Below are 19,597 nucleotides of genomic sequence, written 5' to 3' on the forward strand. Positions count from 1 at the left end.
TATGAAGACACGACTGCGGCCGTGACGAGAAACCTCATCACGGCCGCAGGGAACGTTAGCGCTTAGGCAATCACGTCATCATCGTCCACGTCTTCCCAGTTCAGGGAACGCTTGATGGCGCGCTTCCAGTCGCGGTACAGAGCCTCGACCTCATCCTTGTCGCGCTGCGGCTTCCACACCTTGAAGTCACCCTGCTGGGAGCCCAGCACGCTGAGATCGTCCCAGAAACCAGAGTCGAGACCAGCTGCGAAGGCCGCACCGGTGGCGGTGGTCTCAACGTTCTTCGGGCGGTGAACTTCCACGCCGAGCATGTCAGCCTGGAACTGCATGAGCAGCTCGTTCATGGTCATGCCGCCGTCGACACGCAGCTCAGTGATCTCCACGCCGGAATCAGCGACCATGGCGTCAGCAACGTCACGGGTCTGGTACGCGGTGGACTCGAGGACCGCGCGGGCCAGGTGTTTGCGGTTGGCGTAGCGGGTCAGGCCCACAATGACACCGCGGGCATCCGGGCGCCAGTACGGCGCGAACAGGCCGGAGAAGGCTGGGACGATGTACACGCCACCGTTGTCCTTGACCTCGCGAGCCATGTTCTCAATGGAGGAGGAGTTCGGGATAATCTGCAGGTTATCGCGCAGCCACTGCACCAACGAACCACCCATGGAGACCGAGCCCTCGAGGGCGTAGATCGGGCGCTCACCCTCGCGCTGGAAGCAGACGGTGGTGAGCAGGCCGTTCTCGGAGAACTTCGGGGTGGTACCGGTGTTGAGCAGAAGGAACAGGCCGGTGCCGTAGGTGTTCTTCGCAGAACCCGGGCGGAAGCAGCCCTGGCCGAACATTGCGGCCTGCTGGTCACCGAGGATGGCACGAATGGGCACGCCGGACAGGGAACCGCGCTCACGGACGGTGCGGAAATCACCGAGGGACGGGCGAATCTCCGGAAGCATGGAGGTAGGAATACCCATCTCCTTGCACAGGTCCTCATCCCACTCGAGCTTCTCGATGTCCATGAGGAGCGTACGGGAGGCATTGGTGACGTCGGTTGCGTGCAGGGCCTCCTGGCCGTTGTCGCCATCGGCGCCACCGGTAAGGTTCCACAGCAGCCAGGTGTCGATGGTGCCGAAGAGCAGCTCACCGGCCTCGGCGCGCTCGCGAGCGCCCTCGACGTTATCGAGGATCCACTTCACCTTCGGGCCTGCCGGGTAGGAGTTGATGATGAGGCCGGTGCGGCGGCGCCACTTGTCAGCGCCCTCCTCTCCGGCGAGCTCCTTACAAATCTCGGTGGTGCGGGTGTCCTGCCAGACGATAGCGTTGTACACCGGCTTACCGGTCTTCTTATCCCACACGACGGTGGTCTCACGCTGGTTGGTGATGCCGAGGGCAGCAATGTCCTCAATGTTGATGTCGGCATTAGCCAGTGCTTCACCAACGGCGCGGCGGGTGTTGCTCCAGATTTCCTCTGGATCGTGCTCAACCCAACCCTTTTCCGGGAAGATCTGCTCGTGCTCGAGCTGGCCGACGGACACCTGCTCACCGTCGTGGTTGAAGATGATGCAGCGCGTGGAAGTGGTTCCCTGGTCGATCGCTGCGACGTAGCTCTTAGTAGACATAGTTTTTCTCCTTGTCGGGATGTTTTAGAGAGCCATGGACAACAGGCCAATAGCCACGGCCGACAGCATCGGCGCGACGACCGGAACCCAGGCATAGCCCCAGTTTCCGGTGCCCTTGTCCTTGATGGGGAGGATGAAGGCGTACATGATGCGCGGGCCAAGGTCACGGACCGGGTTGATGGCATAGCCAGTGGGGGTACCGAGCGACAGACCGATGGAGACCACGACGAAGGCGACACCGAAGTAGCTCAGCGGGCCAAGCTCGCCGCCGGCTGGGCCGAACGCGATGAACATGAGCAGCACACAGGTGGCGATGAACTCGGTGACCGCGTTCCAACCATTGTTCGGGTGGGCCGGGTTGGTGAAGAAAATGCCGCCAGTGCTCTTGTTGGCGCCGGTGACGTTGCCGGCTTCGTCGACATTGTTGGCGTCGAAAAGCTGCTTAAACGCTGCCCATGCCAGGAAGGCACCAAGCATGGCGCCCAGGATCTGGCCCAGGAGGTAATACGGCACCAGGCTCCATTCAAGGGAGCCGTTCACAGCAAGCATGATGGTGACCGCCGGGTTGAGGTGGCCGCCGGAAGGGTCGGCGATGCTGGCACCGACAAAGACGCCGAGGCCCCAGCCCATGGCAATAACGATCCAGTCTGCACCGCGCGCCCCAGAGGTACGCAGGTTCACAACGGCGCACACGCCGTTACCCAGGAGAAGTAGCACTGCAGTGCCGATAAACTCCCACAGGAATGCATCAGTTCCGGTCATAAGAGGTCCTTTCTCTTGTACCTAGGCCAAGGGGCCCAGCGAGTGACTTCACAACGTCCTCGCTGGGCCCCGTGACGCTTAGGCTTCTTCCTTAGTGGCTCGTGCGCTACCTGCGCGCTCGAGAATGTCATTTGCCTCACGATCGGTGAGTGCAGCCTCGGCGGCAAGCTCCGCCTCGGTGTGCTGCTTGAAGTGGGTAACCTCGCGCTCAATGTCGCTCTGGTCCCAACCCAGCAGCGGCGCGACGAACTCAGCAATGGGCTGAGCAGCGGCAACACCACGGTCAGCGAACTCGATGGCCACGCGCAGACGGCGGGACACGATGTCGTCGATGTGCAGAGCACCCTCGTGGGTGACGGCATAGCGAACCTCAGCCCAGATGTAGCTCTCAGCGCCCGGCACCGGCTCGAGGAGCGAGGAGTCCTCGGCGGCAGGTGCCAGGACCTCATCGATGAGGGAGCCATAGCGACCGAGCAGGTGCTCGATGCGGTCCTCGCTGAGGTTGTAACGGCGAGCCAGTGCAGGGACCTGGTTGGCCAAGGCATGGTAGCCGTCCGCACCCAGGATTGGGGTGCGCTCCGTGATGGATTCTGCAACCTTAGTACCCAGCTCCTTAACAGCCAGGTCCACGGCGTCCTTACCAATCACGCGGTAGGTCGTGTACTTACCACCAGCAACGGAGACGAGGCCCGGGGCTACGCGGGCAACGGCGTGGTTGCGGGAGAGGTTGGTGGTGGAGTCAGACTTGCCGGACAGCAGCGGGCGCAGGCCGGAGTAGACGCCGACGATGTCATCGCGGGTGATCTTATTGCGCACGCGCTGGTTGACCTGGTCCAAAATGTAGTCGATATCCGCCTTCGTCGGGGCCGGATCCGGCAGGGACAGGCCCTTCTCCCAGTCGGTATCGGTGGTGCCGATGATCCAGTACTCGCCCCACGGGATGACAAACAGCACGGACTTCTCGGTGACGAAGCACAGGGCGGCCTCGGCATCGAGGGCGTCCTTCGGGACCACGATGTGCACACCCTTGGAGGCGTGAACGGTGAACTTGCCCTCGGCGCCGGCCATCTCCTGAATCTTGTCGTTCCAGACACCGGTGGCGTTGATGAAGACCTTGCCGTGAATAGTGCTCTCGCGGCCGGTCTCGAGGTCACGGACGTGAGCGCCGGTGATGCGGCCACGGTTGTCCTTCTCGAAGCCGGTGACCTCAGTGCCGGTGCGCACGCTAGCGCCGTACTCGGCGGCGGTGCGCAGGACGGTCATGGTGTGGCGGGCGTCGTCGACAAGCGTGTCGTAGTAGCGGACACCACCAACAACGGCATCTTCCTTGAGGCCCGGGGTTACCTTGAGCACGCCCTTGCGGGTGAGGTGCTTCTGCATGGGAACGCTCTTGGCGCCGCCCATGAGGTCATACAGGGTGAATCCGCCGAACATCATGACACGCTCCCAACCGCGGTGGGTCAGCGGGAAGATGAACTTCAGCGGCTTCACCAGGTGCGGAGCCAGGGTGGACATGTTGAGCTCGCGCTCCTTGAGGGACTCAGCCACCAGGCGGAAGTCGAACATAGCCAGGTAGCGCAGACCACCGTGGAACATCTTGGAAGAACGCGACGAGGTGCCGGCAGCGAAGTCGCGGGCTTCGACGACGGCTGTTTTCAGACCACGCGTTGCTGCATCGACGGCGGCGCCGGCGCCGACGGAACCACCACCGATGATGACAACGTCATAATCCTCAGTGGAATAGTCGTTCCAGGCCTTTTCAAAATACTCGGGGTTGAAGCTGTAGTTACTCGTCGTGGTCATGATTGACCAAATCTCCTCTCTCGCTGCTTACTACTGCGCGGAGCCAGAAGGTTCTGTTCAAGTGACAAAGGCGCAGCTCAAAGCAAGTGTTGCTCATCCACCGCCCAGATTCGATTCCGCAGCGTTGAACACCGTGATCGCACTTCCGCGCGGGACGGATGAAGAAGAAGTTTTCTCCCAAATCCAATGTTATAGGTCACCTCAATTTCCTTCTGGAGACGCTACTCACACGTAGGTTCCGGTGAGGTAAGCAGGACTTTTGCACCCAATTCAGTAGGATCGCAAAACGAAAAATACCCCCATCAGGGGGCATTAAAGGGCAGGGACTGCGTCAAATAAGTGGGAGATGTCCTGACTTATTTCTTTTTCGGCTGCTGCAGGCGAGCCATCGCCTCGAGAACTTCCGCAATTCCGAAGCGCTCCGCCGAATAGGTCACGGCCTGAGCCGCCTTAACTACCTCAATGGGCGCGGTTTCCAGGGCCACCATGTGCACAGCAACTCCCTCTCCACCCTCGGCAAAGGTCTCATCGCCCGGCTCGTTGGCAAAGAAAAGCAGGTCCTTGGGTTCAGCGCCAATCTTCTTCACCACAGCTGCGAGCCCCTCTGCCGGTGAAGCCGCCGTAACGACATCGCCGCCAGGGGCATCGTTGAACTGCACGGCCTCTGCGCGCTCGCTGCAGGCAATGCGCCACACGGTCTGCGGAACAGCGTCCAGCGCTGCGGCATCGAGCACCGAGCCCTGCTGCGAGATGATAACCAGCTCTTCTGCCTGCGGGTGCAGTTCAGCCAGTGCTTCCTGCAGACGCTTCGAAACTTCGCCGCCGTCCATGCTCAGCGCACTTTGATCTGCCACAATCACGCGCGGGATCGCCGAGTACTCAGCCTTGATGCGATGCGGGAGGCGGGACACAATGAGGCGCGACTGCGTCGCTGCAGAGAGCAGACCCTGCTCCACAACCGAGCCCGCAAAAATCTCCTTGCCGCTCGCCGTCATGGAAGCCTGAGCCTCAGCAACGTCAGACTTCAGCTGCGCCATCACCTCGGTGACCTTCTCGCGGCCTTCCTCCAGGCCACGGGTAGCTTCTTCAACGACGGAGTTGAGGTTCTCCTTGATCCAGTCGAGGGTCTCCGGCGCGGTGCGGGGGCGATCCTTGCCTTGGTCGGGGTCGGTGGTGGCGGTAGGGGGGACGTCGCCAAGCGCGGCGTCAGCATCGGCAGCCTCAGGCGTGGAGGACTTCATCAGCGCCATGCGGTCGCGCACAAGCTCAATGGTGGCCGCAGACACGTGCCCCTTGAGGCTGGTCAGGTCATCACGAAGCCTGCGCACGCGATAGCGCTCGCTTTCCACTTCAGTGTCCTGGGCCTCGGCCTCCTCCAAAGTCGGCGCGCCGCCCCCCTTGCGCGCGGGCACCCAATACTCGCCCGCCGGCATTGGGCCAAACTCGGCCTCATACTGTTCCCAGAGGCTCTCCAGCGCGTCCTGCATGCGGCGGCGCACTTCAGCGATGTCCGCATCATGATCGCCCGTGGTGTAGTACGGCTCCAAGGCCGTGATGAGGATCGGGGTCTTCGTGCGGCCCAAGTGCTTCTTCTGGCCCTTGGTCCACAAACGCTGCGAGCCGAAAATCACCTGCGGAATGATGGGCACACCCGCGGCATGGGCAATCCGCGCGGCCCCATTACGCATGCTGCGGATCTCAAAGCTGCGAGAAATCGTGCCTTCCGCGAAGACACCCACGAGCTCGCCGTTCTTAGCCAGCTCGGTGCCCTTAACAATGGCCGCACCACCATCGATACGGTCCACCGGAACGTGGCCCATCATCTGAAAGAGCTGTCCCACCACGGGGGCCTTAAAAACGGAAGCCTTGGCCAAATAGCGCACAAGGCGCTTCTTGCGGTAGGCCAGGAAAGCCCCGAAGAGGAAATCCATGTAACCGGTGTGATTGCACACGATCACCGCGCCGCCTTCATCCGGGATATTCTCCACACCCGACAAACGCATCTTCAACCCTTGGGCCAAGGTCAGCCCGCGACCTACGTGGGTAATCTGCCGGTAGACAACGTTGCTCACAGCGCTCATGGTGCTCCAAACAGGTAAGGCCCTCGCCGGCCCGAGCCGGCGAGGAGGGACAGGGGGGCGCTGCGCACGAAACCTCGCGCGCAGCGTTCTACTGGGAGTTTACGGGGTGAAGCACGTCCTTGCCTACGAAAGGACGCAAAGCCTCAGGAACCACGACCGAACCGTCCGCTTGCTGGTGGTTTTCCAGGATGGCCACGAGCCACCGGGTGGTGGCGAGGGTGCCGTTGAGGGTAGCGGCGTACTGAGTCTTGCCGTTCTCATCGCGGTAGCGCGTGGACAGGCGGCGGGCCTGGAAGGTGGTGCAGTTCGACGTTGAGGTCAGCTCGCGGTAGGTCTCCTGCGTAGGCACCCACGCCTCGTTGTCGAACTTGCGAGCAGCGGAGGAACCGAGGTCTCCGCCGGCGATGTCGATGGTGCGGTAGGGCAATTCCATCGCAGCCAGCATGTCCTTTTCCATACTGAGGAGCTTCTGGTGCATCTGTTCTGCCTCTTCCGGCTTGCAGTAGACGAACATCTCCAGCTTGTCGAACTGGTGCACGCGCAAAATGCCGCGCGTGTCCTTGCCATGAGATCCGGCCTCGCGGCGGAAGCAGGAGGACCAGCCGGCGTACTGCACCGGGCCGTTGGACAGGTCGATGATTTCATCCTTGTGATAACCAGCAAGAGCTACCTCGGAGGTTCCGACGAGGTACAGATCATCCGCCGGGAGGTAGTAAATTTCATCCGAGTGCTGACCCAGGAAGCCGGTTCCCTGCATGACATCTGGGCGCACGAGCACCGGCGGCACCATGAGGGTAAAGCCAGCCTCGCGGGCCTTCTGTGCGGCCAGCATGAGCATGCCCAGCTGTAGGAAGGCACCATCGCCGGTGAGGTAGTAGAAGCGGGCGCCGCCGACCTTGGCTCCCCGTTTGACGTCGATAAGCCCCAGCGATTCACCCAACTCCAGGTGATCCTTCGGTTCGAAGTCGAACTGCGGCTTCTCGCCTACTTCCTCAATGATGACGAAGTCATCCTCGCCACCGGCCGGCGCGCCTTCAACCACGTTCGAGAGCTGGTACTGCAGCTCCTCCACCTTGGCCTCTGCAGCAGCCGCTTCCTCGCCGGCTGCCTTGACCTTCTCTTTGAGCTCGTTGGAGCCCTCAAGCAGTGCCGGGCGTTCCTCCGGGGAGGCTTGGCCAATCTTCTTGCCAAAGGCCTTCTGCTCCGAGCGCAGCTGGTCCGCCTTCACAATCGCCGCGCGGCGCTGCTCATCGGCAGCGAGTAGCTGGTCCACCAGCGCGGGATCCTCCCCACGGTTGACCTGGGACGCGCGGACTACATCGGGGTTTTCGCGAAGAAACTTGAGATCAATCACGCCGAACAGTTTAGCGCACAGCGAAACCTTTGCGGTGGTCATAACCAGTGGCATATCATAGGTGTTATGGCACCTCACATCATCACCGACGGCCCCGTGCCCAAGCACGCGCAGCTGCGGGATATTCTTTCCGAGCTCTGCCGCACCACACTCAAACCCGGTGACATCCTGCCCGGCGAACGCATTCTGGAAGAAACCTATGGTGTCTCCCGCATTACGGTGCGCCGCGCCATTGGGGATTTAGTGGCGGAAGGCCGCCTGCGCCGCGTGCGCGGCAAAGGCACGTTCGTCGCCCCGAATCCGCTGGTCTCCCACCTCCATTTGGCATCGTTCTCCGATGAGATGGGCCTGCAAAAGGTCACGGCCTCCTCGAGGATCCTGCTCGGTGAGCGCAGCACCGCGCCCGAGGACGTGTGCGAATTCTTTAACACCGAGTCCACCGTGGCCCATACTCACCTGCGCCGCCTGCGTCTGGGCGATGGCGAGCCTTATTCCATTGATGATGGCTGGTACAACTCCACCTTCGCGCCGACGCTGCTGGAAAATGACATCTACAACTCCGTCTACGCCATTCTGGGCTCGACCTTTGACGTCCCCATCACAGAAGCCGAACAAACAGTGACGGCAGTGGCGGCGGATGAGGAGATTGCCGCGCTTCTCGACGTCCCCCCAGCCACCCCCCTCCTCCACATCACCCGCTTCGCCCGTTCCGGGGATCGGCCCGTGGAGTGGTGCTCCTCCGTTTATCGCACCGACCGCTACCGCCTCACCACCCGTGTCGCCCGCGCTGCGGATTAGATAGCCCTGTCCCCAGTTTCACGCCCCGAATAGTCGCCGGAACGAAGCGAGTACAGCGAAGGGAGTACTATGGGGAGTTCTATGAGCACTTCTTCTGCATGGCGCTCCGCCTCCGCCATCCGCGTCGTCCTCGTGGCCGCCTTGGCTGCGGCCGCCTTTCTGGCTGCCTACGGCGTGTTTAGCGGCGAGTCTACCGGTACCGATTCTGCGGCGAGCGAGTCCACCTCCCCCAGCGTTGACGGCAGCCAGGCCGCCGATCCTTCGGCCCCCGAAGCACAGGTCGCCTCTTTCACCAGTGCCTCCGCCGGCGCGTGCGTGACGTGGGATATCACGGAGGATGGCACGGCCACGGGCTTTGAGCAAACCAGCTGCGATAAGCCGCACCGCTTCGAAATCTCCGCCCGTGAGGATTTGAGCGCCTACCCCACCAGTGAGTTTGGTCGCAACGCCGAGCGCCCCGACGTCACCCGCCAGAATGCCCTCCGCGATGAGCTCTGTGAGGCCCCCACGGTGAGCTACCTCAACGGCAAGTGGGATCCGGATGGTCGCTATGACATCGCCTCCATCCTGCCGCCAGCAGCCTCCTGGGAGAAAGGCGACCGCACCTTGCTGTGCGGCCTGCAGACCACGGACTCGGCGGGCATCCCCCAGGAGTCCACGGGCAAGGTGTCGGAGGTGGACCAGGCGGTCGTCGCCAAGCCCGGCGAATGCCGCAAGGTTGATGAGAATAAGGTGATCAGCACCGTTCCCTGCACCGAGCCGCACCAGATGGAGACCGTCTCCGTCATCAACGTGGCCGAGCGTTTCCCCGGCGGCTACCCAAGCGATGAGGAGCTGGACAAGCACCTGTCTGAGACGTGCACCCAAGATGCCATGGATTACCTCGGTGGCGAGGAAAACCTCTACCAATCCACGCTGCAACCGTTCTGGGGCGCGCTCACCCGCGAATCCTGGGAAGGCGGCTCACGCTCGGTGAACTGCTCACTGATCCACGTCAACAATGGTTTCTTCTCCACCGTGACGGGCTCCGCCAAGGACGGCCGTGACGGCCTGAGCATTGACGGCGCCCCGCCCACCGAGCAACCCAAGCGCAACCCCCTGCGTGATCCGAATGCTCAGCCAGGTGACACGAACCCTTCCGAGGCCCCAGCTGATCCCGCAGCACCTGTCGACGTCCCAGTGGCCGCGCAGTAAACGGCCCCAATCATTACGAAGGAGCAGCGATGTACGAGGTCAGCGAGGAACGCTTCGAAGAGCTCGTGGGCGAGGCCCTGGACAAGATTCCAGACAAGTTCGTCGACCAGATGCGCAACGTTGTCATCCTCGTAGAAGACCAGCATCCGGAGAACCCGAACCTCCTCGGCCTCTATGAGGGCGTGATGCTCACGCACCGCACGGCGACACACACCGGCTACCTTCCGGACACCATTTCTATTTACCGCAAGCCGCTGCAGTCCATCAGCAACTCGGAGGAGGAGCTAGCCCACGAGATCATGGTGACCGTCTTTCACGAGGTGGGCCACTATTTCGGTTTTGAGGAGGACCGTCTCCACGAGCTCGGCTGGGGCTAAACCTCGGTGTCCGCCCAGCGCTTGAGCGTCCAGTGGCCAAAGGGCTGGCCCTGCGGCTCCATGAGGGTAAAACGGCAGTTCGGCATGTAGCCGGTGTAAGCGAAGTCTGGATCGACGCCGCACGCATGGGTCGTGACCACGCGGATGGCAGCGCCGTGGCTCACCACGACGACATCCTCGTCATCATCAAGCTCCTGCGCAATATCCTCCAGCACCGGCTGGTAGCGCTCCAGTACATCCGCGTAGCTCTCGCCGCCTGGCATACGGGACTCAGCCTCACCGTCGAGCCAGCCGCGCAAGGCCACCATGTATTCGCGGTGGGTATCCTCGCTGCCGCTCATTTCGTGTTCACCGGCGAAGACCTCATGCAGGCCTACGCGGACCTCCACTGGGACATCGCGCTCATCGGCAGCCTCGGCATAGGTGCGGGCAGCCAGCATCGCGGTCTGCTGAGCACGCAGCGCGATCGAGCAGATGAAGCGCACGCGGCGGCCTTCACACAGCTCCGCCAGCTCGCGGCCGACATCCTCTGCCTGGCCGCGGCCACGCTCGGTGAGCTCGGCACCTGGTGGGCGGGTATCCATGATGCGGTCAATGTTGGAAAAGGTCTGGCCGTGGCGCAGGAGGATGATTCTTCCGGTCATGCTTCACACATTATTGCCCGGTGCGCGCCTTCGCTACCCATTCATCGGCCTCTTTCAGGCGGGCAAGATCCAACTGGGGCGCTGACGTGGCCACCGCCGAAGGCCATGAACCAACGAAGACAACCTCCTCTGCGCGCAACCACAATGCCCGCAATGCCTCCGCCACAGGCTGGTCCTCGATGTGCCCGATGAGGTCGGCGTGGAAGCGGTAGTTGCCAAAGACGGTGCGCAGCGGCCGTGACTCGATGCGGGAGAGATCCACCCCGCGGTGCGCGAATTCCTGGAGGGCGCCAACGAGTGATCCCGGCTCGTTGGGCAGAGTAAAGATGACGGACGTTCTGTCATGCCCGGTGCGCGCGGTGGGTCTGCCGGCTGGGCCGACGAGCACGAAGCGCGTGGTTGCGCCCGCCACGTCCGCAACGTTCTCCGCTAGTGATTCCAGTTCAAAGATGTCGCCCGCACGCGCTGGGGCCGCAGCGGCATCGACCTCACCGCGCGCCACCGCTTGAGCCGCCGCGCCATTCGACGCCGCCGGAACGTACTCCACCCCCGGCAGGTTCTCCTCCAACCAGCCCCGCACCTGCTGATAGGCCACGGGATGGGTTGACAATGTCTTAATCTCCTTCGCATCCTGTCCGCGGGTGAGGATGGAGAAAGACACGGGAAGGTCCACTTCGCGGTAAATCTGGACTGGCGTTCCATCCGCAAGCGCATCAAACGTGGCCGTGACCGGGCCGTCCACGGAGTTTTCGATGGCCACGCAGGCATAATCTGCCTTTCCCGAGCGCACCGCTGCAAGGGCCTCCTTGGGCGAACCGACTGGGAAGGGCTGTGTCTCACCAAGGTCCGCGGCGAAGCGTTGCATCGCCGCCTCCGTGAACGTTCCGGCGGGACCAAGGAATGCGATGGTAGTGCTCATGCAGGCAACCTTAGCCCACTAGACTGGGCCGCCATGGACGTTAACGAGTTCACCCTGGAGCAGCTCCGTGAGGATCTCGCGGGCCTCAGCCCCGAGGAGCACGGTTTCACCTATCTCGATGTGGAGCGGCGGCCGCAGCACCATGGGCGTTTAAGCGGCTGGATCCTCTCTGTCAAGGATCTCACTGACGTCGCTGGCATGCCCACCAGCCTCGGCCACATCGAGCGCACCTACATGGCGGAGGAAACGGATCCTTTCGTGCAGGAGCTTATCGACGCCGACGCGCTCATCATCGGCAAGTCCGCCACTCCTGAACTGGGCTTGCGCGTCGATACCGAACCGGTGGGCCTGCCCCATCCGGATAATCCGCTATACCCTGGGCACACGCCTGGCGGCTCCTCCGGCGGTGCGGCCGTACAGGTGGCGCGCGGTCTGCTCCGCGCGGCTCATGCCTCCGATGGCGGCGGTTCCATCCGCGTTCCGGCCGCTGCCTGCGGTGTGGTGGGCTTCAAGCCTTCCGGGGAGGACCTCTCCGTGCCTGGGTTTATTACCCGCTCAGTCGCTGAAGCCGCCACGCTCCACGGCCTTCAGCCCCGCACGCCGCGCGCTCGCATCGGGGTGCTTACCGATCCGCTCTTTGCCGAGGTAGAAGTGGCCCCGCACATGCTGCGTGCGGTCAGCGAGGCCGCCGCGCGGCTGGAGGGCGCCGGTTTCGAAACCGTGGCAATTTCGCCCTATCCTCAGGCAGCCGCCACCTTCGAGGCCTTCCAGCACATCTTCACCCACCGCTTAGCGGACCTCGACTTCGCCGAAGGTTATGCCGGGTGGATTCGCGCCCAAGGCCGCCGAGTGACCGACCTTGAGCATTCCCTGGCGCGCTGGCACGCCATTGTCCTGCCAGGGGTTCTCACGAAGTTCTGGCAGGTCGACGCCATCCTGACCCCCACGTTAGCTTTCGACCCACCGCACCGCGGACATTTCCTCGCGCTCACGCACCAGGAGAACTTCGACGAGCAGACGCGCTGGTCACCGTGGGGGTCGCTGTTCAACGTGGCCAAGCTGCCTGCTATCTCCGTACCGTGGCCCGTGCCGCATCACCCGCCGGTGGGCGTCCACCTCGGAGGCATCACGCTTGACGACGCCTCCCTCCTCGGCCTCGCCCACGTACTGCACCCATGAGCCTCACGCGATCCCGCTTGCGTGCGGAAATCTTCATTGTCCTCACCATCACGTTCGGCACCTCCGGGGTGCGTGCGATGCTACGGCTGACCGATGCCCTGCTGAACCCCGCACCGCTCAACGAACAGTCCGTCACCATCAACTCCTCGCAGTCCACCACGACGCTGCTCGACCTCGCGTTTCAGCTGTGCAGCACCGCTGTCTTGGTGGCGTGGGGAGCACTCGTGCTGTATCTCCTCGCAATGCCACCACGGCCGCGCTGGCGCGATGGCCTGCACGGCGCGGCCTTGGCCGCGATTATTGGGTTGCCGGGCCTGGCGCTCTATTACACGGCGCTCCACTATGGCTGGACCAAGGAGGTCATCCCGGGAGCCTTCGACACGTGGATTGAGATCCCCGTTCTGCTCCTCAAGTCCTTCGCTAACGCGTGGGCCGAGGAGCTCGTCGTGGTGTATTGGCTGATGACGCGGCTCAAGCAGTGTGGCTGGGCCCTTCCGGCGACACTGGCGGCCTCATCCATCCTGCGCGGCTCTTATCATCTTTATCAGGGCGTGTCAGCAGGCTTCGGCAATATCCTCATGGGGTTGCTCTACGGCTGGTATTTCCACCGAACCGGCAGAGTATGGCCGCTGGTCATCGCGCACTTTCTTATCGATGCCATCGCCTTCGTTGGCTACGCACTCCTCATCGGCGCTTAACAATTCACTGAAAAGGCCCCAGCTCGCGCATTGTGAACACTGGGGCAGGAGTGATTTAGCGGTACAGTATTCCCCATGACATATCGAGGACGCGATCCTGAGCGTGAAACCCGGCGCGCCGGCGAGCCACCCAGCGATGCCCGCCGCGCGAGCTTCGGCAGCTCTGCCGGCCCATCCGGTGCCCACGCCGCCGGTTCCGAGTCCGGCGACTTCGTCCTCGGCGCGGATGGCCAGCCCTTACGCGACCGTTATGGCCGCCCGGTGCGCCGCCGCCCACAGTCCGCAAGTGGCAACCGTCACGGCTCGCAGGGCCACCACACCTCAGCCCACCGCGGCAATCCTCCCGCGGCTCGGCCGGAGGAGACACGTTTCGACGTGGACGCCTACATGGCGCAGCACACGCCCCGCCAGTCCGCACCGCGCCAGCAGCCAGTTCAGCACAGCGGCCAGCGCTACCCGCGCCGCGGCGCCGCGCCCGCTGCTGCCGCCCCGCCGCCGCGCAGTTATGACCCCGATGCGCCAGCACGCAGTGTCCGCCGTCGCGCTGACGGCCGCCCACACCGGCGCCGCAAGAAGGTCAACCCGCTCAAGCAGGTCTTCGGCTGCGCAGGCTGGCTCATCGCCATCGCGCTCGTCTTCATGGTGGCTTTTACCCTGTGGACAGACTCCCGCCTGACCCGCATAGATGCGCTGCCTTCCGAGCAGGTGGCGTCCACCTCCGGCACAAATTGGCTGCTCGTCGGGTCCGACTCCCGTCAGGGCCTCACTGAGGAACAACAGGCAGAATTAGGTACCGGTGGTGATGTCGGTGTCGGCCGAACGGACACCATCATGCTGTTGCACATCCCTACGTCCGGCAAGGCCACGCTGGTGTCCATTCCGCGCGATAGTTACGTCGACGTCCCCGGTTTTGGCATGGACAAGGTCAACTCAGCCTTCACCTACGGTGGCCCCCAGCTGCTGACCCAGACGGTGGAACAGGCCACGGGCCTCCACGTCGATCACTATGCGGAGATCGGTATGGGCGGACTCGCCAACGTCGTTGATTCAGTAGGAGGCGTGGAGATCTGCGTCCAAGAACCCATCAATGACCCCCTCGCCGGCATCGACCTGCAGGCAGGCTGCCAGAAACTGCGCGGCCCAGATGCTTTGGGCTATGTGCGCACCCGCGCCACGGCGATGGGTGACCTTGACCGCGTGCAGCGTCAGCGCGAGTTCTTCGCGGCGCTGTTGGGCAAGGCGACATCACCGGCGACCATTGCCAACCCCTTTAAGGCCATTTCCTTGGTTAACCACACCGCTGATTCCTTCATCGTGGGCCAGAAAGATCACGTCTGGCATCTGGCGCGCGTGGCGCTGTCGATGTCCTCCGGCGTCGAGACGGTCACCGTCCCAATCGGCGGATTCCAGGACACCGTGGTAGGCAACGTGGTGCTGTGGGACGACGCCCAAGCGCAGGCCCTCTGGGATTCCATGCGCTAGGGGCGCCGACTGGTCATATCGATCAAATAGGGCTCCAAAACTCCCCCCAGTTTTGGAGCCCTATTTGATCGAAACGTACCTACGCTATGATGCGCGGCCGGCGACACGACTAGCGCAAGGTCACCTGACGGGACTTGATGTTCTGCAGCTGCTTGCGCTCATCGGCAGTGAGGTTGGCGTCGTTGGAGATCTCCTCCGTCAGAGCCTTGTTCACGCGGGAGAGCTCGGCCTCGTAAGAGTCGTGAGAAACCTCCGGGTCCAGGTCGAAGACCGGGGCGATGAGGCCGTGGGTGCGGAAGACTCCGGCAAACTTGGTGCCCTCACCCAGGTTGAGCTCACCGCGGGCAGCGACGCGGGACAGGGCGTTGAGGAAGGCGTTCTCATCATCGCAGGGACGTACCCAGCGGATATGCGCCTTGCCGCCACCAGCGTTAGCCCAGAAAGCGGTACCGATGAAGCCCTCGGCCTCCTGGCCTACCTGGTAGGACTCAATGACGGAATCATTGGCGCGCTGCAGGGCGGTGGCCATGTGCGGCGGAACCTGCGCGCCCTCCGGCATCCACCAGGAGAAGTCCTGGTAGACGGTGATATCCAGCTCTGCAGATTCGTCGAGAAGCTCAGAGAGCTCCGGCTGGGAACCATCCGCAGCGGTGGACTCCAGGGTGGAACCCGGCGCGTTGTTCTTCACCCAGTTCAGGGCGAAGGCTAGGTCGCGACCTGGGTTGTGGGTGTGGGACTGCACCTGCAGGCCCACGAAGGCGTCACCGCCGGACTCCTCATCGCGGATGAGGGCTGCGGAAGCACCCGGCAGCACGGTGGCAATGTAGACGTCCTTGTCGAAACCCTTGACGGACAGCTTCGCCGTTGCGGAAGGAACGAATTCCTGCAGAGCGACGAGGCTAGCCTCAGCGGCGAGGCCGCCAAACGGGCGGGGGTCCTTTTCTAGGGCGGCGCGCTCAGCGGCGCGGGCAGCGAGCTTGGCTTGGCGGCGGGACATGCCCTCCGGCAGCTGTTCGTTGTTCTTTTTCTTCTTGGCCATACTGAACAACTTACCTGCTTGCTACAGCTCGATGGCGTGGAGGGCCACCTCTGGCTCATTCGTGGCGAGAATATCGACGCCGTTCGCCCACGCCCACTTCATGTCCTCCGGCTTATCGACGGTCCACATGTAGGTGGGCAGGCCATGTGCCCCGATGGCATCGGGCTGGAGTTTGGCACGCAAAATGGACATGCCTAAACCCGTGGGCTGGGATAACAGGAAATCAGATCGGTTGAGGTGGCGTTCCCAATCACGGCGCAGATAAATACGATCCACATGTGGGGCCAGAGCCGTCATGCGACGGATGGCGTGATGATTGAAGGAAATCATGTGGATACGGGGGTCGTCGATAAGCCCCGCGTAGCGCAGCCGCAACACCATTTGTTCCTCGAGGATGTCGCCCTGGCCCGAGGGGTGCTTGGTCTCCACGTAGAGATGGTGGTTCTTGCCGTCGAGCATGTCGAGGAGTTCGTCGAAAAGCAGCATGCGCTGGCCATCTCCGATGTCCAGCCGTCGCAGCTCCTCCCACGTCTGGCGGGACACACGCCCCGAACCGTTCGTGGTGCGGTCCACGGTGGGGTCATGGTGGACCACCACCTTGCCGTCACTGCTCAGGCGGATATCGCACTCGATGCCGTGAATGGGCAGCTCGAGCGCTTTCTCAAAGGCAAGAGGGGATAACTCCGGATATTTCCCGGAGTATCCCCTGTGGGCGACAATCTTCACTAGCCGAAGATTTCTTCCTTGATGGTGTTCAGCGTTGTGTAGGAGTTCTCGAAGCGCTCCTTCTCATGCTCATCAAGCTCCAGCTCGATGACACGGTTGACGCCGCTGCGGTCAACGATGGCCGGGGTGCCGATGAAGACATCTTCCTTGCCGTACTCGCCCTGCAGGTAAGCAGAGACCGGGAGTGCCACGGCCTGGTTCTGGATGACCGCGCGGGTAATGCGGGCCAGGGCCATGCCGATACCGTAGGAAGTGGAACCCTTGGCGTCGATGATGTGGTAGGCCGCATCGCGGGTGTCCTCGAAGACCTTCTCAATGCGCTCGTTGTACCCCGGGTCCTTCTGGGAGCGGCGGGACAGGGACACACCTGCGATGTTCGCGGAGGAGACAACCGGCAGCTCAGAGTCGCCGTGCTCACCGATGATGTAGGCGTGGACGGAGGTCGGAGCGACATCGTCCATCTCTGACAGCATGTAGCGGTAGCGAGCGGAGTCCAGCACGGTGCCGGAGCCGATGACGCGCTCATGCGGGAAGCCGGAGGCCTTCCACACAGCGTAGGTGAGCAGGTCCACCGGGTTGGAGGCGACGAGGAAGATACCGTCAAAGCCGTTCTTCATGACGTCTCCCACGATGGAGTTCATAATCTTGACGTTCTTGTCCACGAGCTGGAGGCGGGTCTCACCCGGCTTCTGCGCAGCGCCGGCGCAGATAACAACCATGGAGGCATCCTTGCAATCCTCGTAGGTGCCCTTGGTGACGCGGGTGCGGGACGGGGCCCAGACGACACCATGGTTGAGGTCCATGACGTTGCCTTCGAGCTTCTTCTCGTCGATGTCGATGATGGCCAGGTGGTCAACGGTGCCCTGGTTGACCAGAGCGTAGGCGTAGGCAATTCCAACGTCGCCGGCGCCGATGAGTACTACTTTGTTTCCAACATGATTTCCCATGGCTCCTATTCTGCACCCAATGTCCGAATATTGCTCGTTATGCGCCCGAATTCACAGATCCGGTAGTCCGATCTCACATTTTCCATGTCCGATCGGACGCCTTTCCAGGGTTATCTGCACGGCGGCATGAAAGCTGGTTCAATGGCGGGCATGCGTCACTTCGCTCGCCGCGTCGCCCTGAAGGCCGCCCGAAAAGGCCTTCACGCTGCAATTTTTAGCCTGGAGCTGGTCAGCGATCTTACCCCCGGAGTACGCATGACGGGGAGGAGACGTCTGCCACAGAACATGTGGCCCGGCCTCTTCGGCGCCGAGGTTGCCACGTGGGCAGCCATCTCCCCATCCCTTCTGCCCCGCCCATGGTGGGTTACGGCAGCGAATGTGGCCATCGGCCAAGGCGCTGGACACCTCGCCGCGACGACACTGGCTTTCCTCACCAAGCAGGCTCTCCGCATGGCGGGACGCCGCCCCCAAGACCATGTCGGCCCTACCACCCGCCGCTACTCCTATTACGCCTTGGGCCTCGGCACCTTCATCGCGGGCCTGCGCTCGCTGAGGAACCAAACCATGCAGGCGCGTCTGGTCAACAAACTCAACGACCGTGGCCCTCAGACAGCAGCCCTCGGCATGCTCGTGGGCACCGCAGGCTATGGCGCTCTCTTAGTCCTCGGCGAGGCCACGCAGCTCACCGTCACCCAACTCTCCCATCAGGTTCAGCGCTGGCTTCCCCGATGGATCGCCTGGCCACTCGCGGGCGGCGCCGTAGGGTTTGCCGCAGCTGTCCTGAGTGACCGCATGGTGTGGCGCCGCATGCTCCGTTCGGCATCCATCAACGCCCTTGAGCTCAACCGGTTGGTCTACCCCGGCTCGTCCATGCCGTGGGAACCGGAGCGCTCCGGAAGCCCGTGGTCCCATGAGCCATGGACCGCCGTCGGCTCCCAAGGCAGAGCTTTCCTCGACCGTGGCCCGCGTGCCGAGGACATCAGGGAGGTCATGCACTATGACCGGGCACGTGAACCGATCCGTGTCTACATTGGCCTCATTCGCGGCCGCGGCCCGCAGGCCGCCGCCCGCCAAGCGGTGGCGGAGATGGATCGCACGGGTGCTTTCCACCGCAACACCATTGTGGTGCAGCTGCCCTCCGGCTCGGGGTGGATCAATAACTACTCCGTGAGCGCCTACGAGTTCCTCACTCGCGGCAACTGCGCCACCGTGGCAGTGCAGTTCGACTACTTGCCCTCAATGTTTTCCTATCTCGTGGACAACGATCTCTCACGCACGTTTGCCCGCGAGCTCATCACCGCCGTGCACGAGCGCCTCGAGCTTCTCCCGGAAGATAATCGCCCTAAGTTCTACCTCAGCGGCGAATCCCTAGGCTGCTACGCCATCGTGGAGAACTACGAGACCGTCGACGACCTCCTCGCCGACTGCGATGGCGCCGTCTTCACCGGACCGCCGCGCATGACGAGCTTCATGCGCCGCCTTCACCGTGAGCGCGGCTCCTTGGAGCGCCTGCCGCTTATCGACGGCGGCCGCCACCTCCGCTTCGCCGCCTCCCCTGAGCACATGACCCACGATGCCTTTGGCGAACCCTATGGCCCGTGGGAACGGCCCCGGGTAGCGGTGGGCCAGCACGCCTCCGATCCCATCGTGTGGTGGGATAACAAACTCATCTACGCGCGGCCCAACTGGATTCACGAGCCCACACCACCAGCCCTGCATGCTGATACCTTCAAGAACCTACACTGGTACCCCTTCATCACCTTTTGGCAGGTAGCGCTGGACCAGATCAACTCGCTCAACGTTCCCGGCGGCCACGGCCACAACTACTTCGAGGAAACCTTCTGGTACTGGGATTCCGTTCTCGGCTCGCAGACCCGCGCCCAGCTCACCCCCGAGCTCGCGGAGCGCATGCGGGAATTCGTCGCACGCGACCAGCTCAACAAACCGAGCGACTTCCGCACGCAGGTGCGCAAACAGTTCTAGC

The 19,597-nt window shown here is 62.8% G+C and carries 17 protein-coding genes; 7 read left to right on the plus strand and 10 right to left on the minus strand.

Going from position 1 to position 19,597, the window contains the following annotated elements:
* Positions 1-62 precede the first annotated feature (62 nt).
* The 5 genes from glpK to serS all read right to left on the minus strand — a co-directional run bounded on the left by glpK (position 63) and on the right by serS (position 7,610).
* Complete coding sequence (gene glpK / locus M5J09_RS04835) at positions 63-1,610, minus strand: glycerol kinase GlpK (protein ID WP_042532684.1); 1,548 nt, start codon at positions 1,608-1,610, stop codon at positions 63-65.
* A gap of 24 nt (positions 1,611-1,634) precedes the next feature.
* Positions 1,635-2,372 carry an MIP/aquaporin family protein gene (locus M5J09_RS04840; protein ID WP_042532686.1) on the minus strand — a complete coding sequence of 246 codons (738 nt, stop codon included), beginning with the start codon at positions 2,370-2,372 and terminating at the stop codon, positions 1,635-1,637.
* A gap of 78 nt (positions 2,373-2,450) precedes the next feature.
* A complete protein-coding gene (locus M5J09_RS04845; protein ID WP_257157152.1) occupies positions 2,451-4,175 on the minus strand; it encodes a glycerol-3-phosphate dehydrogenase/oxidase in 1,725 nt (574 codons plus the stop codon).
* A 356-nt stretch (positions 4,176-4,531) separates the two neighbouring features.
* Entirely contained in the window at positions 4,532-6,256 is a 1,725-nt protein-coding gene (locus tag M5J09_RS04850) for a 1-acyl-sn-glycerol-3-phosphate acyltransferase (RefSeq protein ID WP_257157153.1), read from the minus strand.
* 88 nt (positions 6,257-6,344) lie between these two features.
* Positions 6,345-7,610 (minus strand): serine--tRNA ligase, encoded by a 1,266-nt coding sequence (serS, locus tag M5J09_RS04855; protein ID WP_042533475.1) that lies wholly within the window; start codon positions 7,608-7,610, stop codon positions 6,345-6,347.
* 66 nt (positions 7,611-7,676) lie between these two features.
* On the opposite strand from serS, the gene M5J09_RS04860 reads away from it, so the two are divergent.
* From M5J09_RS04860 to M5J09_RS04870, 3 genes are all read left to right on the plus strand, one after another.
* Positions 7,677-8,408 carry a GntR family transcriptional regulator gene (locus tag M5J09_RS04860; RefSeq protein ID WP_257157154.1) on the plus strand — a complete coding sequence of 244 codons (732 nt, stop codon included), beginning with the start codon at positions 7,677-7,679 and terminating at the stop codon, positions 8,406-8,408.
* Positions 8,409-8,489: 81 nt separating this feature from the next.
* Positions 8,490-9,602, plus strand: a complete 1,113-nt coding sequence (locus tag M5J09_RS04865) for a septum formation family protein (protein WP_257157155.1) — start codon at positions 8,490-8,492, stop codon at positions 9,600-9,602.
* A gap of 29 nt (positions 9,603-9,631) precedes the next feature.
* Positions 9,632-9,979 (plus strand): metallopeptidase family protein, encoded by a 348-nt coding sequence (locus M5J09_RS04870; RefSeq protein ID WP_257157156.1) that lies wholly within the window; start codon positions 9,632-9,634, stop codon positions 9,977-9,979.
* Here M5J09_RS04870 and M5J09_RS04875 read toward each other — a convergent pair.
* Positions 9,976-10,623, minus strand: coding sequence for a histidine phosphatase family protein (locus tag M5J09_RS04875; protein ID WP_257157157.1), 648 nt, complete (start codon positions 10,621-10,623; stop codon positions 9,976-9,978). The genes M5J09_RS04870 and M5J09_RS04875 overlap by 4 nt on opposite strands.
* A gap of 10 nt (positions 10,624-10,633) precedes the next feature.
* Entirely contained in the window at positions 10,634-11,542 is a 909-nt protein-coding gene (pheA, locus tag M5J09_RS04880; RefSeq protein ID WP_257157158.1) for a prephenate dehydratase, read from the minus strand.
* Positions 11,543-11,575: 33 nt separating this feature from the next.
* Here pheA and M5J09_RS04885 point away from each other — a divergent pair, with 33 nt between their 5' ends.
* From M5J09_RS04885 to M5J09_RS04895, 3 genes are all read left to right on the plus strand, one after another.
* Positions 11,576-12,721: an amidase gene (locus tag M5J09_RS04885; RefSeq protein ID WP_257157159.1), complete on the plus strand. Its 1,146-nt coding sequence runs from the start codon at positions 11,576-11,578 to the stop codon at positions 12,719-12,721.
* Positions 12,718-13,419 carry a CPBP family intramembrane glutamic endopeptidase gene (locus M5J09_RS04890; RefSeq protein WP_257157160.1) on the plus strand — a complete coding sequence of 234 codons (702 nt, stop codon included), beginning with the start codon at positions 12,718-12,720 and terminating at the stop codon, positions 13,417-13,419. Before M5J09_RS04885 ends, M5J09_RS04890 begins: the two co-directional genes overlap by 4 nt.
* Positions 13,420-13,494: 75 nt before the next feature.
* Positions 13,495-14,901: an LCP family protein gene (locus M5J09_RS04895; RefSeq protein ID WP_257157161.1), complete on the plus strand. Its 1,407-nt coding sequence runs from the start codon at positions 13,495-13,497 to the stop codon at positions 14,899-14,901.
* A 109-nt stretch (positions 14,902-15,010) separates the two neighbouring features.
* Here the strand turns inward: M5J09_RS04895 and M5J09_RS04900 are convergent, their stop codons facing one another.
* The 3 genes from M5J09_RS04900 to M5J09_RS04910 are packed head-to-tail and all read right to left on the minus strand — an operon-like array spanning position 15,011 to position 17,613.
* Positions 15,011-15,940, minus strand: coding sequence for a DUF5926 family protein (locus M5J09_RS04900; RefSeq protein ID WP_257157162.1), 930 nt, complete (start codon positions 15,938-15,940; stop codon positions 15,011-15,013).
* Positions 15,941-15,961: 21 nt separating this feature from the next.
* Positions 15,962-16,666, minus strand: a complete 705-nt coding sequence (locus M5J09_RS04905) for a glycerophosphodiester phosphodiesterase family protein (RefSeq protein ID WP_239181276.1) — start codon at positions 16,664-16,666, stop codon at positions 15,962-15,964.
* Positions 16,666-17,613, minus strand: coding sequence for an L-lactate dehydrogenase (locus tag M5J09_RS04910; RefSeq protein ID WP_257157163.1), 948 nt, complete (start codon positions 17,611-17,613; stop codon positions 16,666-16,668). The genes M5J09_RS04905 and M5J09_RS04910 overlap by 1 nt, the downstream gene beginning before the upstream one ends.
* 141 nt (positions 17,614-17,754) lie before the next feature.
* Between M5J09_RS04910 and M5J09_RS04915 the strand changes: the two genes are divergently transcribed.
* The gene (locus M5J09_RS04915) at positions 17,755-19,596 is read left to right on the plus strand and encodes an alpha/beta-hydrolase family protein (RefSeq protein ID WP_374982101.1); all 1,842 of its coding nucleotides are present in this window, start codon (positions 17,755-17,757) and stop codon (positions 19,594-19,596) included.
* Position 19,597 lies beyond the last annotated feature (1 nt).

The organism is Corynebacterium sp. BF-R-2 (assembly GCF_024586525.1).
GTDB lineage: Bacteria > Actinomycetota > Actinomycetes > Mycobacteriales > Mycobacteriaceae > Corynebacterium > Corynebacterium singulare.

Bases quoted from the DNA above. Each gene is read 5' to 3' on its own strand.
- glpK (WP_042532684.1), bottom strand. From the start codon at position 1,610: ATGTCTACTAAGAGCTACGTCGCAGCGATCGACCAGGGAACCACTTCC.
- M5J09_RS04840 (WP_042532686.1), bottom strand. From the start codon at position 2,372: ATGACCGGAACTGATGCATTCCTGTGGGAGTTTATCGGCACTGCAGTG.
- M5J09_RS04845 (WP_257157152.1), bottom strand. From the start codon at position 4,175: ATGACCACGACGAGTAACTACAGCTTCAACCCCGAGTATTTTGAAAAG.
- M5J09_RS04850 (WP_257157153.1), bottom strand. From the start codon at position 6,256: ATGAGCGCTGTGAGCAACGTTGTCTACCGGCAGATTACCCACGTAGGT.
- M5J09_RS04860 (WP_257157154.1), top strand. From the start codon at position 7,677: ATGGCACCTCACATCATCACCGACGGCCCCGTGCCCAAGCACGCGCAG.
- M5J09_RS04865 (WP_257157155.1), top strand. From the start codon at position 8,490: ATGAGCACTTCTTCTGCATGGCGCTCCGCCTCCGCCATCCGCGTCGTC.
- M5J09_RS04870 (WP_257157156.1), top strand. From the start codon at position 9,632: ATGTACGAGGTCAGCGAGGAACGCTTCGAAGAGCTCGTGGGCGAGGCC.
- M5J09_RS04875 (WP_257157157.1), bottom strand. From the start codon at position 10,623: ATGACCGGAAGAATCATCCTCCTGCGCCACGGCCAGACCTTTTCCAAC.
- pheA (WP_257157158.1), bottom strand. From the start codon at position 11,542: ATGAGCACTACCATCGCATTCCTTGGTCCCGCCGGAACGTTCACGGAG.
- M5J09_RS04885 (WP_257157159.1), top strand. From the start codon at position 11,576: ATGGACGTTAACGAGTTCACCCTGGAGCAGCTCCGTGAGGATCTCGCG.
- M5J09_RS04890 (WP_257157160.1), top strand. From the start codon at position 12,718: ATGAGCCTCACGCGATCCCGCTTGCGTGCGGAAATCTTCATTGTCCTC.
- M5J09_RS04895 (WP_257157161.1), top strand. From the start codon at position 13,495: ATGACATATCGAGGACGCGATCCTGAGCGTGAAACCCGGCGCGCCGGC.
- M5J09_RS04900 (WP_257157162.1), bottom strand. From the start codon at position 15,940: ATGGCCAAGAAGAAAAAGAACAACGAACAGCTGCCGGAGGGCATGTCC.
- M5J09_RS04910 (WP_257157163.1), bottom strand. From the start codon at position 17,613: ATGGGAAATCATGTTGGAAACAAAGTAGTACTCATCGGCGCCGGCGAC.
- M5J09_RS04915 (WP_374982101.1), top strand. From the start codon at position 17,755: ATGGCGGGCATGCGTCACTTCGCTCGCCGCGTCGCCCTGAAGGCCGCC.